Source organism: Stenotrophomonas sp. Ker107b (assembly GCF_053847245.1).
Map to the genome: position 1 here is coordinate 2,076,819 of NZ_JBSPHX010000001.1, position 14,424 is coordinate 2,091,242.

12 protein-coding genes and 1 pseudogene are annotated in these 14,424 nt (G+C 66.4%); 3 read left to right on the plus strand and 10 right to left on the minus strand.

What is annotated here, in order from left to right; genetic code table 11:
• Nucleotides 1-226: 226 nt before the first annotated feature.
• The 3 genes and pseudogenes from gorA to ACWV8V_RS09435 form a co-directional block, all read right to left on the minus strand.
• Entirely contained in the window at nucleotides 227-1,582 is a 1,356-nt protein-coding gene (gorA, locus tag ACWV8V_RS09425) for a glutathione-disulfide reductase (protein ID WP_455899530.1), read from the minus strand.
• Nucleotides 1,579-2,990 (minus strand): annotated as a pseudogene (locus tag ACWV8V_RS09430) (DUF418 domain-containing protein). The gene gorA and the pseudogene ACWV8V_RS09430 overlap by 4 nt, the downstream one beginning before the upstream one ends.
• An 83-nt stretch (nucleotides 2,991-3,073) precedes the next feature.
• Nucleotides 3,074-3,553, minus strand: a complete 480-nt coding sequence (locus ACWV8V_RS09435) for an FKBP-type peptidyl-prolyl cis-trans isomerase (protein ID WP_259259604.1) — start codon at nucleotides 3,551-3,553, stop codon at nucleotides 3,074-3,076.
• 111 nt (nucleotides 3,554-3,664) lie between these two features.
• Here ACWV8V_RS09435 and ACWV8V_RS09440 point away from each other — a divergent pair, with 111 nt between their 5' ends.
• The 3 genes from ACWV8V_RS09440 (at nucleotide 3,665) to ACWV8V_RS09450 (ending at nucleotide 6,698) form a co-directional block, all read left to right on the plus strand.
• Nucleotides 3,665-4,204, plus strand: a complete 540-nt coding sequence (locus ACWV8V_RS09440; RefSeq protein ID WP_259259603.1) for a C40 family peptidase — start codon at nucleotides 3,665-3,667, stop codon at nucleotides 4,202-4,204.
• Nucleotides 4,205-4,335: 131 nt separating this feature from the next.
• Nucleotides 4,336-5,112 carry a C40 family peptidase gene (locus tag ACWV8V_RS09445; RefSeq protein WP_455899531.1) on the plus strand — a complete coding sequence of 259 codons (777 nt, stop codon included), beginning with the start codon at nucleotides 4,336-4,338 and terminating at the stop codon, nucleotides 5,110-5,112.
• 248 nt (nucleotides 5,113-5,360) lie between these two features.
• On the plus strand, nucleotides 5,361-6,698 hold the full coding sequence (locus ACWV8V_RS09450; protein WP_455899532.1) for a sigma-54 interaction domain-containing protein: 1,338 nt from the start codon (nucleotides 5,361-5,363) through the stop codon (nucleotides 6,696-6,698).
• A gap of 50 nt (nucleotides 6,699-6,748) precedes the next feature.
• Here the strand turns inward: ACWV8V_RS09450 and ACWV8V_RS09455 are convergent, their stop codons facing one another.
• From ACWV8V_RS09455 to ACWV8V_RS09485, 7 genes are all read right to left on the minus strand, one after another.
• Nucleotides 6,749-8,065 (minus strand): hypothetical protein, encoded by a 1,317-nt coding sequence (locus tag ACWV8V_RS09455; protein WP_123730598.1) that lies wholly within the window; start codon nucleotides 8,063-8,065, stop codon nucleotides 6,749-6,751.
• A 48-nt stretch (nucleotides 8,066-8,113) separates the two neighbouring features.
• Nucleotides 8,114-8,878, minus strand: coding sequence for a hypothetical protein (locus ACWV8V_RS09460; RefSeq protein WP_455899533.1), 765 nt, complete (start codon nucleotides 8,876-8,878; stop codon nucleotides 8,114-8,116).
• A 9-nt stretch (nucleotides 8,879-8,887) separates the two neighbouring features.
• Nucleotides 8,888-9,586, minus strand: a complete 699-nt coding sequence (locus tag ACWV8V_RS09465) for a C39 family peptidase (RefSeq protein WP_123730596.1) — start codon at nucleotides 9,584-9,586, stop codon at nucleotides 8,888-8,890.
• A 144-nt stretch (nucleotides 9,587-9,730) separates the two neighbouring features.
• Nucleotides 9,731-11,209: an adhesin gene (locus ACWV8V_RS09470; RefSeq protein WP_429000503.1), complete on the minus strand. Its 1,479-nt coding sequence runs from the start codon at nucleotides 11,207-11,209 to the stop codon at nucleotides 9,731-9,733.
• Nucleotides 11,210-11,253: 44 nt separating this feature from the next.
• Nucleotides 11,254-11,892 carry a hypothetical protein gene (locus ACWV8V_RS09475; protein WP_455899534.1) on the minus strand — a complete coding sequence of 213 codons (639 nt, stop codon included), beginning with the start codon at nucleotides 11,890-11,892 and terminating at the stop codon, nucleotides 11,254-11,256.
• On the minus strand, nucleotides 11,889-12,419 hold the full coding sequence (locus ACWV8V_RS09480; RefSeq protein WP_455899535.1) for a hypothetical protein: 531 nt from the start codon (nucleotides 12,417-12,419) through the stop codon (nucleotides 11,889-11,891). The genes ACWV8V_RS09475 and ACWV8V_RS09480 overlap by 4 nt, the downstream gene beginning before the upstream one ends.
• A 644-nt stretch (nucleotides 12,420-13,063) precedes the next feature.
• Nucleotides 13,064-14,392, minus strand: a complete 1,329-nt coding sequence (locus tag ACWV8V_RS09485; RefSeq protein WP_455899536.1) for a dicarboxylate/amino acid:cation symporter — start codon at nucleotides 14,390-14,392, stop codon at nucleotides 13,064-13,066.
• Nucleotides 14,393-14,424 lie beyond the last annotated feature (32 nt).

A 14,424-nucleotide genomic window follows, 5' to 3' on the forward strand; every position in this document is an offset into this window, starting at 1 on the left:
CAGGTGGGGAGCGGCCATTGTCGCATGCGTGGCGGCGGGTGTTCTGCGCCGGCAGACACTGCAGGAACGGCGCTCCGATCCTGTTTCAACTGCGGAAAGGACATCGCAGGCCGCCGAGCCGTTCGCCTGCGGAAGGGTGTGCCGCGCGGTGCGCGGTTGCCACGCATGGCGTGGCACTACCGGATCCCTGCTGCGGCTGCGGCAGCTGCACGCCGCTGATGCGCTTTCAGCGCATCAGTACGACTTCTTCTGCAGAGGTCGGATGGATCGCCACGGTGTCGTCGAACTGGGCCTTGGTCACGCCCATCTTCACCGCCAGTGCGAACCCCTGCAGGATTTCATCGGCAGACTCGCCCAGCAGGTGAACACCGACCACACGCTCCTCCTCGCCCACGCAGACCAGCTTGAACAGGCTGCGTTGGGTGCCATCGGCCAAGGCCTGGAGCATCGGGCGGAAGTTGCTGCGGTACACACGGACGTCGCCGTACTTCGCGCAGGCCTCTTCTTCGCTCAGCCCCACCGCGCCCAAGGCCGGATGCGAGAACACCACACTGGCCACGTTCTCATAGTCCATCTTGGCCTGCGGCTGGCCACCGAACAGGCGGTCCATCAGCTTGCGCGCCGCGGCGATCGCCACCGGGGTCAGGCCAACCTTGCCGGCGATGTCGCCCACCGCGTGCACGCTGGGTACCGCGGTGGTCTGCCACGCGTCGACCTCGACCTCGCCCTTGTCACCGATCACCACGCCGAGCGCCTCCAACCCCAGATCGGCACTGTTGCCGCGTCGCCCGGTGGCAAAGAACACCGCATCGAAATGACCGTCGGCCGGGCCGTCATGGCCGAGCGCGACCACGGCATCGCCGTCACGCTGCAGCTCGCGCAGGCGGTAACCGAAATGGATCTGCACGCCTTGGTGGCGCAGGTTCTCGGCAAGCTGTGCGGTCAGTTCTGCATCGAAGCGCTCCAGCAGCCGCTCGCCACGTACCAGCAGCGTCACCCGGCTACCGAGCGCCTGCAGCAGCCCGGCCAGCTCCACCGCGATGTAGCCACCGCCCACGATCGCGACCCGCTCGGGCGCGCCGCACAGGTTGAAGAAATCATCGGACACCAGGCCCAGTTCGGCACCGGGAATCTCCGGCCGCTGCGGATACGCACCGGTCGCGATCAGGATGTGAGCCGCACTGATGCGCACGCCATCGCTGCACTCCACGGTGTGCGCATCCACCAGCCGACCACGGCGCGGTACACGCACGACCTTGTTCTCATTGAGTCGTTTGAGATAACTGGCATGGATGTTGGCGATGTAGGCCTGCCGATGCACCACCAGTTCTTTCCAGTCCAGCGAAGGGCGCACCGGCACATCGAAGCCCATTGCGGCGGCCAGACCAATACGGCCGGAAAGATCGGCCGCCAGCCACATCGCCTTCTTCGGCACGCAGCCGACATTGACGCAGGTGCCGCCCAGTTCGCCCGGCTCCAGCATCGCCACGCGCTGGCCGTGCTGCGCCGCGCGGAAGGCCGCGGCGAGCCCGCCGGAACCACCGCCCAGCACGATCAGGTCATAGTCGTAGTGCGTCGTCATTGGTATCGCTCAACTCGGTAAGGGGCAGGATCGATCGTCGGCGTGCGGCCGTGGATCAGCTCTGCCGTCCACTGGCCGGTGCCGACGCGCATGCGCGTTCCGAGCATGCCATGGCCGGCCGCGATCCAGACGTGAGGGTGCCGCGGGGGCGCCCACGGGTTCAGGCCCGGCGCAGCGGCGGCCACTGCAGATAGGTCATCGCACGCCAGAACCATTCCAGTGGCCCGAAGCGGAAGCAGCGCAGCCATACATGGCTGATCAGGACCTGCAGCGCGAACAGCGCCAGCGCGAACGGAATCTGCCACAGCCGCGGCATCATCTCGAACACGCCAAGTCCGTATCCGTAGAACACCCACGTGCAGACCAGCGACTGGCCGATGTAATGGGTCAGCGCCATCCGCCCCATCGGTGCCAGCACCTGCAGACGCGCGCGCCAGTGCACGATCCAGGCCAGGTAGCCCAGGCACATCAGCAGCCCGGCCAACGCGCTGATCGCATACGCCATGCCGGCACGCAGATCCAGCGTGCCGGGCGCCTGATAGGGGTGCCAGATCGCACTGCCCAGCATCAGCACCAGGCCCACCGGCAACGCGATCCAGCGCAACCGTGCATACAGCCGCGCGAAACGATCCGGCGCGGCCAGCGCGCCACTGCGCGCAAACCAACTGCCGATCAGGAACATGCCCAGCACTTCCGGGCCGATCACGAAGATGCCCGACAGCATCGCGCCGAGGTCACGCACGCGCTGGCCGACCGCCTCGCACCAGCTGCCGTGCGCGTAGGCCTGCCGCTGCAGTTCGATCGTCCGCTGAGCCTGGACGATGGCCTCGCGCAGGGGTTCCTGCGCATGCTCCATGCTGGCCATCCAGCTCATCAACGCGCCCAGCAACATCACCAGGGCGGCTGCGCCCAGATAGCTGATCGCGCCCATCGCCGGCAGCCAGCTGCGCGGTGCCTCGCGACAGGCAAGCAACAGCATCGAGATCAACGCGTAAATCACCAGGATGTCGCCGGACCACACCAGCAGCGCGTGGCACAGGCCGATCAACAGCAGGGCCGCGCTGCGGCGCAGATAGAACGGTGCGAATGCGCGGCCAGCCGCTTCGGCGCGCTGCGCCATGACCGAGAACCCCGCGCCGAACAGCAGCGAGAACAGGGTGAAAAACTTGCCCTGGACCAGCACGTAAATGGCCGCATCGGCCCAGTAGTCCGCGCCCTGCCAATGCGGATCGATGCCGGTGAAGGACAGATCCAGCGGACCGCTGAACGCCTCCATGTTCATCAGCAGGATGCCCAGCAATGCGAAGCCGCGCAGGATGTCGATGACGGCGATGCGCTCGTGGGCACCCACCGGCTGCAAAGGAGAAGAAGCTGCGTTCACAGGCAATCCGCTGACCAGGGCCGCCATTATGCCGTGCGCACGAGGGCCTGCCGCACAAACGAAAACGGCCCGCCGAAGCGGGCCGTTGGATCAACGAGGGGTCGCAGCACTCAGTGCTGGTGGCCGCCGTCGCCGTGCACGTGGCCGTGCTCGATCTCTTCCTTGCTGGCTTCGCGCACGTCGACGATCTCGACGTTGAAGTGCAGGTCCTTGCCGGCCATCGGGTGGTTCAGGTCGACGTCGACCACGCTCATGCCGACCTTCTCGACGGTCACGGCGCGCGGGCCGAAGTTGGTCTGCAGCACGACCTGCTGACCCGGGATCAGCTTGGAGGTACCGAAGTGCTTCTTGGGCACGCGCTGGGTCAGGCCTTCGCGGCGCTCGCCGTAGGCGTCGGTCGCCTTGACGTCCACTTCGAAGGTGGCGCCGGCCTCCTTGTCCATCATGGCGTTTTCCAGGCCCGGAATGATGTTGCCGTGGCCGATCAGGATCGCCAGCGGATCACGGTCCTTGGAGCTCTCGATCGGCTCCTGGCCCTGCTCGGCGACGGTGTAATGGAAACGGACGACGCGGTCTTTTTCGATCTTCATGCGCAACTCTGGTCTGGAGACTGCCGAGGGCAGACGGGTGAGGCGGGTTGTGGCCTGCCGGATACGCCGCCATCATGACGGCCTTCTAAGGTCGCGCATTATCCGGACAACATGCACATGACGCCAGTTTCGCGCCTGACCCGCCTGCCCGGCCGCCTGGCCCTGCTGGCGATCATCGCCCTGCTGAGTGCCTGTGGCGGCGGCAAGACCACCCGCCCGGCCCCACCGCCCGCCTCCACCCAGGTCTGGCCCAGCGTGACCCCGAACGACCCGCAGGCGGCCAACGCGGTGCTGATGCGCGCGATCGGCCTGGTCGGCACGCCCTACCGTTACGGCGGCAACACCCCGGAGTCCGGCTTCGACTGCAGCGGCCTGGTCGCCTATGTCTACCGCGAGATGCTTGATCTGCGCCTGCCGCGCACCTCGCGCGATCTGGCCGCCGTGCAGGGACCGAAGATCGAGCCCAAGCGCCTGGCGCCGGGCGATCTGGTGTTTTTCGGCAACAAGGGCAACGTCTTCCATGTCGGCATCTATGTCGGCGAAGGCCGCTTCGTGCACGCCCCCAGCACCGGCGGCACGGTCCGCCTGGACTCGCTGGGCGGACCGTACTGGAAAGACCACTACACCGGGGCGAAACGCGTCCTTAACTAAACTGAACAGGGGTAAGGGCAAAATTTGTGACGAACATCACGTAGTTGTAAACGAAAAATTAACGGAATTTGTACCTAATCACCGCGCTTACACGGCATCATCACCCATCGTTTTTATTCAGTGACCGCCGCGTGACGACAGACGACCTGAGTTGCAAAGGCCAGACCGCCGCCCTTCGGCGTCGCGCCCGACCCGCCTTCATCGCCGCAGCGCTCTGCCTGGCCAGCCTTCCGGCATGGGCCCAGTCCGCACCGACGACGGCCCCCGAGGTCGCTGCAACGCCCGTCACTGTCGCAGCCGAGTCACCCGCGCCGGCCAAGCCCAAGGCTGATGCGCCGGTCCGCAGCAAGGCCGATGCCGCTGCCAGCGCCACCCTCGCCGCCCTGCTTCCGCACCTGGCGGCCAACGACACCATCCCCCTCATGGACCGCTCGGCGATGTTCGCCGGTGATCTGAGCCGCCTGCTCGCCAATTACGACGCCAGCACCGGCGCCATTGCCGTGGCCGGCGACGCCGCCGAAAACGGCAAGGTCCAGTCCCTGCTGCGCCGTGCGATGACCCTGCTCGGCACCCCGTACCGCTGGGGTGGCACCTCGCCGGACAGCGGTTTCGACTGCAGTGGCCTGGTGGGCTATGTGTTCCGGACCGCGCTGGGCGTCGAGCTGCCGCGCGTGTCGCGCGAAATGGCCCATGACGGCGCGGCCGAACTGATCAATGACCGCAACGCCCTGGCGGCGGGCGACCTGGTGTTCTTCGGCCGCAAGGGCCGGGTCGACCACGTCGGCATCTATGTCGGCGAAGGTCGCTTCCTGCATGCCCCGAGCACCGGCAAGGACGTCCGCGTGGACAGCCTGGTCAGCGGCTACTGGGGCGGCAAGTTCATGCAGGCCCGCCGCGTCGATCTCTGACGCGCCCTGCTGAACCCACAGATCGAAGGCCGCTGCCCCGCAGCGGCCTTTTTCTTTGGGCCGCCCGGCGATGGCCGCTGACCCACCCAATCCGCGTTCCCTTCTCTGTCACCGTCTATTTCCCGGCCGGCGACACGCCGGGCGCCTGTGCGCTGCGGCGGGGGACGGACCCGGACGTGGGGCGGCACGTGCGCGGCAACCGATCAGGCAGCAGACACCGCCCGAGCTTCTCGTCGACAAGGTGACGCATGGCGGCTGTCCCCGATTTTCCTGCCCGGTGTGTGATCTGGTTTGGGCAACCTCTCCCGCTTGAACGGGCCACCTTGGCTGCGGCCGGCTGGCAGGTGCGGGGCGTGGCCCCGGAACAATGCGCGGGCATCGGCATGCGCGGCAGCGACCAGGTCGTGGGCCTGCTGGACCTGCGCACCGTGGTCCCGGCCAATCTGGCCCATCTGCAGCAGTTACTGGTGGACCACCGTCACATGAGCCTGCTTGCCCTGCTGCCGGCCGCCCCACTGCGTCCCTCGCCGGTGCTGGACGCACTGCTCGCCGCCTGCGTGGATACCTATACCGCGCCGATCGATCTGCCGCGCGTCGTCCAACGCCTGCAGCAGTTGGCGGGTGCCGAGCCCCTGCCCGCCACCCACGGTCCGCAGTCCCTGATCGGCGACAGTGCCGTGCTGCAGGTCACCCGCGCGGCAATCCGCAAGTACGCGCCGGTGGATCTGCCGGTGCTGATCACCGGCGAAACCGGCACCGGCAAGGAATTGGCCGCCCAGGCCCTGCATGCACTGTCCGCACGTCATGCGCGTCCGTTCCTGGCGGTGAACTGCGGCGCGATCCCGGCGGCGCTGGTCCAGTCCGAGCTGTTCGGCCACGAGCGCGGCGCCTTCACCGGTGCAGCGACCCGTCGGCTGGGCCTGTTCGAATCGGCCAGTGGTGGCACCGTCTTCCTGGATGAGATCGGCGATCTGCCGCTGGATGCGCAGACCAATCTGCTGCGCGTGCTGCAGGAAGGGACCGTCGAGCGCGTCGGCAGCAACCGGCCGCTGGAAGTGGATGTGCGCGTACTCGCGGCCACCCACGTGGATCTGGAGAAAGCGGTCGAACAAGGTCACTTCCGTCGCGACCTCTTCTATCGCCTCAATGTACTGCGGCTGCCACTGCCGCCGCTGCGCGAGCGCGGCAGCGACATCGCGTTGCTGGCCCACCATTTCCTCGCCAGCTTCCGGCACCGCCATGTCACCCGTGCGCGCGGATTCACCGCCGATGCGGTCCAGGCACTGGAGCGGTTCGGCTGGCCGGGCAATGTGCGCGAGCTGCTCAACCGGGTGCAGCGTGCAGCGATCGTCAGCGATGCCGAGCTGATCACCGCAGCGGACCTGGAATTGACGCAACCGCTGATGGCCACCGCCGAGCGCGGCCTGCAAGGCGCAAAGCAGGTGGCCGAACGCGAGACGTTGCTGCATGCGCTGCGGCAGGCGGATTTCAACATCACCGCCTGCGCCCGCCAGATGCAGGTCTCCCGGGTGACCGTCTACCGGCTCTGCCGCAAGCACCAACTGGCGCTACCCGGACTGCGCTGACCTACGGACCGTCGCGTGGAACCCGTGGACTGCGCGACCCTGCCGTTGGCTCACAAGCTGTACGGCACCTTGAAGGCCAGGGTGAAGTCCGGTGCATCGGGGGTCAGGCCGATACCCAGCAGGCTCACCAACGTGGTCTTCTGGTTCAGCGCATAGGTGATGCCCAGGTTGAGCGTAGCGGCGTTGGCATCGCTGCCGATCACCTTCAGCCACTGCCCGTTCTTGTAGCGCGTGGACGCGCGCGCGCTCAGCTTGTCGCTGAAGGAGATGCTCAGGCTGGTGCGCTCGTTGAACGCGAACGCCACGCCGGCACCGAAGTAGTACGAGCCGCCCAGCTTCACATCCCCCGGGTTGGTGGTGTCCGGGTTGGCATCGATGTCATCGAAGCTGCGCGGGAAGGAATGGATGTAACCGATGTTGGCGAACAGGATCGCCGGATCGGCGGTCTTCACTGCGGAAAGCCCGACGTTGGCCTGCCACACCCCGTTGCCGGTGGGCTGCTGCTCGGGCACGGCGAAGCGGATGAAGTCATCGTCATCACGCTCGAGCACCTTCCAGTCCAGCCCATACGGCGCACGCCCGGTCGGCGCGGTCGCGCCCACGGTCAGCACGGTTTCCGGCAGCCGCCCACGCTCGGCGAACAGCCGGTAGTTGGCGCTCACGCCAACATCGCCGATGCCATTACCCGTCGTCTCTTCCTGCGCGATGGCGGCCGCAGAACCGCCGGCACCGCCCTTCTGGAACACCGTCTTGCGCGCCAGATACGGGACATCAAGATTCAAGGTCAGGCGTGGGCTGACGCCCCAGCGCGCAGCCAGGTTGTAGGTCAGCGTGTCCGACTCGACATTCTCGATGGCGATGTTGCCCAGGAAGATCGCGTCCAGCGCGAGGAAGCCGTTGAGGCTCAGCTGCTTGCGGTCATAGCGCGCATAGGACAGGCTGTTTTCGATGGTGAAGCGGCGGCTGAACAGCGCGGCCTGCTGCTGTTTGACGTCATCCACGCTGCGTCGCGATTCCTGTTTGGCCTGCTGCGCTTCGGCCGCCGAGCTGGCGTAACCGTCGGCGCTGGCCGGCGCTGCAGGCGTGCCAGCCGGCAAGGCCTGTTGCGGTGGAGGTGCGGCACCGGCGACCGGCGCGGTCTTGCCGGTCAGCCTTGCCTGCATCGCCTGCACCTGCATGTCCAGCTCGCGCAGGCGTCGCACTTCCTGCGCGTAGTTGGCCTTGAGGCTTTCCAGCTGCGCCATCAGTGCCCTGACATCGGCCTCGTCATTGGGCGCAGGCTGTTGCGCCTGTGCCTGGGCGGACGCAGCCGCCATGAGTGCCAGCGCCGCCAGCGCCAGCGGTGTTGCGCGGATCATCGTGTGCATTGCCTTGGCCCACTGTTGTGTTGACGCTCCCCCTGCCGGGCCGATGGATCACTGGCCCGGCCCCATGCCTACGCCGCGTACCAGCGTCATCGCCTGCGCCACGTTCTGGTTGAGCGGAACGTTGTTGGCCAGCGATTGCCTCACGAGGTCGATCTGCAGCCGGTTGGTGACCGACTGTCCATCACTGCCCAGCGCGATGCTCTGGCCGACGCTGCCATTGCGGATCCATTGCTGGACCGCACCGACACCCTCGATCTGCAACTGCACCTTGGCCGTGTTGCCTTCCAGCTGGGCCAGCGCGCTGACGCCGCCCTGCTGCACGCTGGCCAGGTTCACGCCTTCGCCGGTGGGCGTGGGTGCCACGCCATCGCGTACGGTGAGCTGGGTGGCGTTGCTGGCCAGGTTGCCGTCGCCGGCCACCTGGATGCTCTGACTCAGGCCAGCCACGTTCTGCAGCCCGGTGGAATCCACGCTGCGCCCGGGTGTCACCGGCAGCGGCGCATCGGCGGCGGTCACGCTCACGCTCGGTGCGAAGCTGATCTTCGGTGTGCTGCCGCCGTGGCTGAAGTCCATGCCCAGCTTCAGCGCGCTCTGTGCGGACTGCCCACCGGCGGTCTGCCATTGCGAGACCATGGTGACGCCGAACCACGCCACGGTGTTGCCACCGACGGTGTAACGCCCCCGCATGAGATTCAATTCCGGATCGGGGATTTCGCTCAATCCCTTGCCGGGCCGGCTCTCGTCGGCATGCGCCGGCGCGGTGCCCAGCAGGGCGAGCAACATAATGCCGGGCGTCCAGGTTGCGATGTTCATGGTGCCTCCTTAAAACAGATCGGCATGGGTGAATCCGAAATCGACCAGTTCCGCGTCGGTGATCGGCCCCTGCCTGGCATACAGCGAACGGGCACTCGGCCGTTCGCCGGGCTGCAGCAGTGCCGTGTTGCGATCGAAGTCACTGCCGATCACGACAAACACGGCGCGCGACGGCCACGCCTGAAGAAATTCGCTGACGGGAATGCTGCGGTTTCCCAGGATCGGGTCGGCCACATCCACCACATCGCCACGGACCTGTTTGAGGACCACGAAGTGGCGGAAGCCCCGCACATCCATCAGCACCAGCCCGGGCACGCGCAGTGAGCGCAGGCGCTCTTCATTGACGCGGTAGCCGCGTCCACGCATGCCCATCGATTCGACGTAACGCTTGATGTCCAGCAGCGAGAAACCGCGCTGGTGGACCAGTTGTGGATCCGAGACCCCCATCATCCCTTCGATCACCGTGCTCTCATCCGCCTCAAGGTGGTAGGCATAGCGCAGGATCGTGGCCAGGGCAGCTGCGCCACAGCTGTAATCGGTGTGTTGCCGCACCACGTTGCGGAAGCGCCGTTCCTGCATGCTTTCCACACGCTGGGTGAGCACCGCCCCGTTGGGCAGTACGCCACTGAAGCCGACATCGCCGGCGCGTACGCTGCCCATCGGCATCATCAGCATCGACAGTGTCCACACCAGCATCCACGTGCGCATACGACTGGACATGTAGTACTCCGGCTCAGGAAGGAGCCCCTGCCCCAAGGGGGAGAAGGGACAGGGGCTCCCGGGGAGCCCGGTCATTGGCGGATGACCGGGTTTGTTGCGCTCAACGCGTACTGCTTGCGAAAACGGACAGACTTACTGTTCCGGACCGCCGCCACCACCACCGCCGGTGGAGGGCTGCGCAACCGCCAGGGCCAGACTGTTGGCCTGCAGGTTGCCGGTACCGGAGGCCACGTTCACCCCGATGTTGCCGGAGGCGCCGGAGAACGCACTGCCGGACAGCGCCGCGGTGTTGGTGGCATCCACGTTCACCCAGCGGGTGGTGGAGACGGTGCCGCTCAGGCTCGCGTAGAGGTCGGCGATGCCCAGTTCAACGAACTGGCTGGTGCCGCGCTCTTCGGTGTCGAACGCAATGCCGCCCACGCCCGGACGATTCGGGTTGGCGGTGGCATTCTGGATATCGCTATCCATGTCGATATGACCGGTTTCGCTGCCGCTCGGGTGATCCAGCGCGCCACTCCAGGTATCCAGGTAGTAGTTGTCTTTCTGGTAGGCACTACCCGAACCGCTGTAACGGCCCGCACCGACGGCCAACGTGGCACCGGCAACGCGACCGCTCAGGTTCACGTCCACGGTGTCGGTCATCGACTGCAGGTAGCCGGCGTTGCTGACGGTGTTGCCGGAGGACACCTGGTTGGAGCTGATGCTCGAGGTTGCATAGGCGCTGGTGGCGACCGAGGCGGCGAGCGCGTTCTTCTGCTCGTTGTTGTTGCCCGAGGCGACGTTGGCGCCAATGTTGCCGGACGCACCGCTGAAGGCATTGCCACCCAGGCCCGCGGCGTTGGTCACGCCCGAATTGATGGTGGTGTTGCCACCGCCGTACTGGTTGACGAAGACCTCCGCATCGGCCATGCCGAAGCTGAAGGACGCATCGGCCGCGGACAGCGACGCGGCGTTGTCCTGCGCGTTGTTGTCACCGGCGGCGACGTTGAAGCCCAGGTTGCCGGAGGCATCGGCACCGACGTCATCGGCGATCGAGGCGCTGTTGGTCACCAGGGTGTTGCCGGCCAGATTGTTGGTGACCGACTGGCGGTTGTCGATGATGGCGATGGCGGCCGAGTCGATATCGATCGAGCCGGTGATTTCCGGATCACCCGAGAAGCTGATGTCCGAGCTCAGGCGCAGGTCTTTCTCGATGTTCACGTCAACGCCGTGGTTGTTCTTTTCCTGGCGTTCGTCGGCCTGGATGTTGCTGGTCTTGTTGACGTTCTCGGTGACGTTGCGGTTGCTGGTCACGTCGCGGTTGCTGGTGACGTTGGTGTTGCTCGTCACGTTGTCGTTGATGGTGGTGTTGGTGGTGCTGTTGTTGTTGCGGGTGTTGTTCCAGGTCCGGTTCCAGGTGCGCGAATCGGTATCGGTGTTGGTGGTGGTATTGGTTTCGGTGTTCGTATCGGTGTTGGTGTTGGTGCGCGTTTCAGCCACGTTGTGCAGGTGGTTGATGTTGGCGCTCTGGTTCTGGTTGTCGCGGTCATTGCCCCAGCCATTGGCGCCGGCGGAGGCGGATGCAGCGGCGACGGCGATGGCCAGTACGGTCCGTTTCATGTTGGTGTTCATGGTGCCCTCTCTCTCATCACAGACAATCGGGTGGATGTGACTACTCACGGGGTGGACTGCACCGAAATGCTCAGTTGGTTTGCGGTGGCGTTGCCGGATCCCGCGATCTGATTGAGTTGCAGGACGCCGTCGAATCCCTGCAGTGCGGAGGCTTCGACCGCCACCCTGCGAGTTCCGGCCGACCGACCGCTGTTGACGGCCCCCTGCCCCCCTGCTGACGCGAGTGCGCCCGACGCGGCCAAAGCCTCGTCGTTCGTTTCGCGTATGCCCTGTTGCGCCAGCGTGGCAGTGACGACGTTGAGCGTCGCGTTGCCGTTGCCGCTGGCCTGGTTGATCGATGCCACGCCTCGGGCGCCGTTGAGTGCCTGGCCGCCGAGCGTGGCGCTGGCGTCCATGGCGGTGTCGCTGAGGCTGAGGTTGTTGGACTGCTGCTGGCGCGCATCCACGGTGATGCTGGCGTTGCGGCCGTTGGCGATGCCCATCAGGTTGGCCTGCTGGTTGAGATCACCGGCGGCCATGTTGACGGTCATGGCGCCGTCGGCGCCGGCCAGGGTGCGGCCGTCGATGCGGCTCTGATTGAGGTAGGAGAGCATCGCGGCGTAGTCGTTGGCCTGCTGTGCGTGTGCGGCCACCGGGGCGAGCAGCAGGCCGGTCAGCAGTGCAGTGCGCAGGACGGTGTTCATTTGCCGGGTCCGCCTGCGGGCTGGCCAAGCGGGAACTGGGCAAGTGCGCCGCGGACCTGGTCGCCGATGCCGCGGGTGGCGTTGCCGACCGCGCCCATGGGGCCACCGATGGTGTTGCTGAGCTGGCCGCTGGAGAGCATGCCGCTGTCGGTGACCTTGCCGAGGGTGCCGCTGACCGTGTGGCCGGTGACACGCTCGATGGTGGTGGCGCTGCGCGGGATGCCGGCGCCGGTGTTGGAACCGAGCGAGGCGTAGTCATCGTCGCTGAGTTCGTCCATGCCGGTGGAGGTACCGAGGGCCTGGCCGATTTCGCGCCGCGGCGAGGGGTCGGCGATCAGCGCCAGACCGGGCGGTGCCGGACGGTAAGCCGGCCGTGCGGAGACGTCACGCAGGAGGACGATTTCGCCGGGCTGGGGTTTGACGCCCTGGCGTGCGCCGGAGGCGTTGGCGGCCGCCGGCACGATGAGTGCAACGGCGAGCAGCCAGAGTGTGGTGTGTCGTGTGCGGTGTGCGGCAACGCTGTCCATGGCGACCTCCGATTACATGCGAGGGGTTGGAGCAGCATTCGTGCCAAGTTCCGGATGCCTGTGTTTCCGGGGTTTTCGTGGGAGTCGGGTTAATGGCGCGCAACATTGCTGTTACAGCAACGTTGGTGTCCGAGGCAATGAATAGGGTGATGCGGTGATCACGTGGTGCTGACAGGCAAGCGTGGTGCGGGTGTATCAGGGGTGTTACACCGGGTGATACAGGGGTTTACGGTGCGGGTTCAGGGTGGTTTCCTGGCGACCGTAGCGCTTCACTTACTGGCGGAGGCGGCCGGTGCGCCGAGCGCTGGGCCACGCCACGCTTGCCGGCGAATGTCCCCCGGCGCCGGCCTGCGTCCGTCCCCTCCTCCTTGATTTCGCCCACAAGCGCAGCGCGGCCCATCGTGTCCAGTCACTGGCGCCTCACGGCAACCGGTTTGCAGTACGCCTACCACCGCGCACGAGCCCCGAAGCGGCCGGTAGGCGCCTGGGCAAAATCAAGGAGGAGGCCGTCGCCGCCAGGCGGCGGCCGGGGGACATTTGCCGAGGGGCCTGCCGGTCGCTTCGGGGCGTAACGCTCGCGACGACCCCAAGCCGAAAAAAAGACCGGCTCTCGCCGGTCTTTGGGTGCTGCATTCGTGCCTGCATCAGGACGTTCGTTCTTCGCCCTCATCCACGCCCAGGTTGGTGGATGGGTTGTCGTAGACCGCGCGGTCGAGCAGGCCGGTTTCTTTGGCGACGATGACCGGGACCAGCATCTGGCCGGTGACGTTGGTCATGGTGCGCATCATGTCCAGGATGCGGTCGATGGCGTAGAGGTAACCGATGGTTTCCAGCGGCAGGTTGGCGGCGCTGAGGACGACGGTGGCCATGACCACCGCGGTGCCGGGAACGCCGGCGGTGCCGAAGCTGCCGAGGACCGAGGCGATCAGGACCACGATGTACTGTTCGGGGGTGAGCGGCACGCCGGTGTACTGGGCGATGAAGACCGCGCACAGGGCGGGATAGATCGCGCCGCAGCCGTCCATCTTGATGCTGGCGCCGAGCGGGACGGCGAAGGAGGCGTAGTCCTTGTTGACGCCGAGGTTGTGGGTGATCGAGCGCATCGCCGCGGGCATGGCCGCGAAGCTGGAAGAGCTGACGAAGGCGACCTGCATGCCGGGGGCGGCGCCGCGGAAGAATTTCAACGGGTTCAGCCCGTGCATGAGCAGCAGACTGCCGTAGACCACGACGATGTGGACGGCGCAGGCGATGTACAGGGCGAGGACGAAGTTGCCGAGCGGCAGCAGCTTTTCAAAGCCGTAGCTGCCGACCAGGCCGGCGATCAGGCCGAAGGTGCCCAGCGGGGTGATCTCCAGCACGAAGCGGGTCACCTGGATCATGATCTCGCTCATCTGCCCGGTCAGCTTGCGCGCTTCGCTGACCTTGTCGCCGAGCTTGACCATCGCAAAACCGAGCAGGCCGGCGAAGAAGATCACCGGCAGGATCGAGCCGCGCCCGGCGGCCAGGACGGTTTCACCGGCGCTGTTGATGCGGGTACCGATGCCGGTTAACGCGTAGAACACGTTGGAGGGCACGACATCCATCAGCACCTTGATCACGCTGGGCACTTCGCGCGGGGTGTAGCCGTGGTCCATGCTGAGACTGAGCGCGCCGCTGCCGGGCTGCATGACGGTGCCGACGCCAAGGCCCACGCAGACCGCCAGGGCGGCGGTGATGATGAACCACAGGAAGGTGCGCCCGCCCAGGGCCGCCACGGACTTCTGCCCGTGCAGCGAGGAGATGGCATTGATCACGGCGAAGAACACCAGCGGCACCGCGATCATCTTGATCAGGGTGACGTAGAGATCGCCCAGCGGGCCGAACCAGGTTTCAGCCGCGGGCCCGAGCAGCCAGCCGGCCAAGGCACCCAGCACGAAGCCGCCCAGGACCCGTTGCCAGAAGGGGATCCGCAGCCAGGCAGAGACCAGCTTCATGCGCGTTCCAGAGATGATTTGACAGCTAGGCA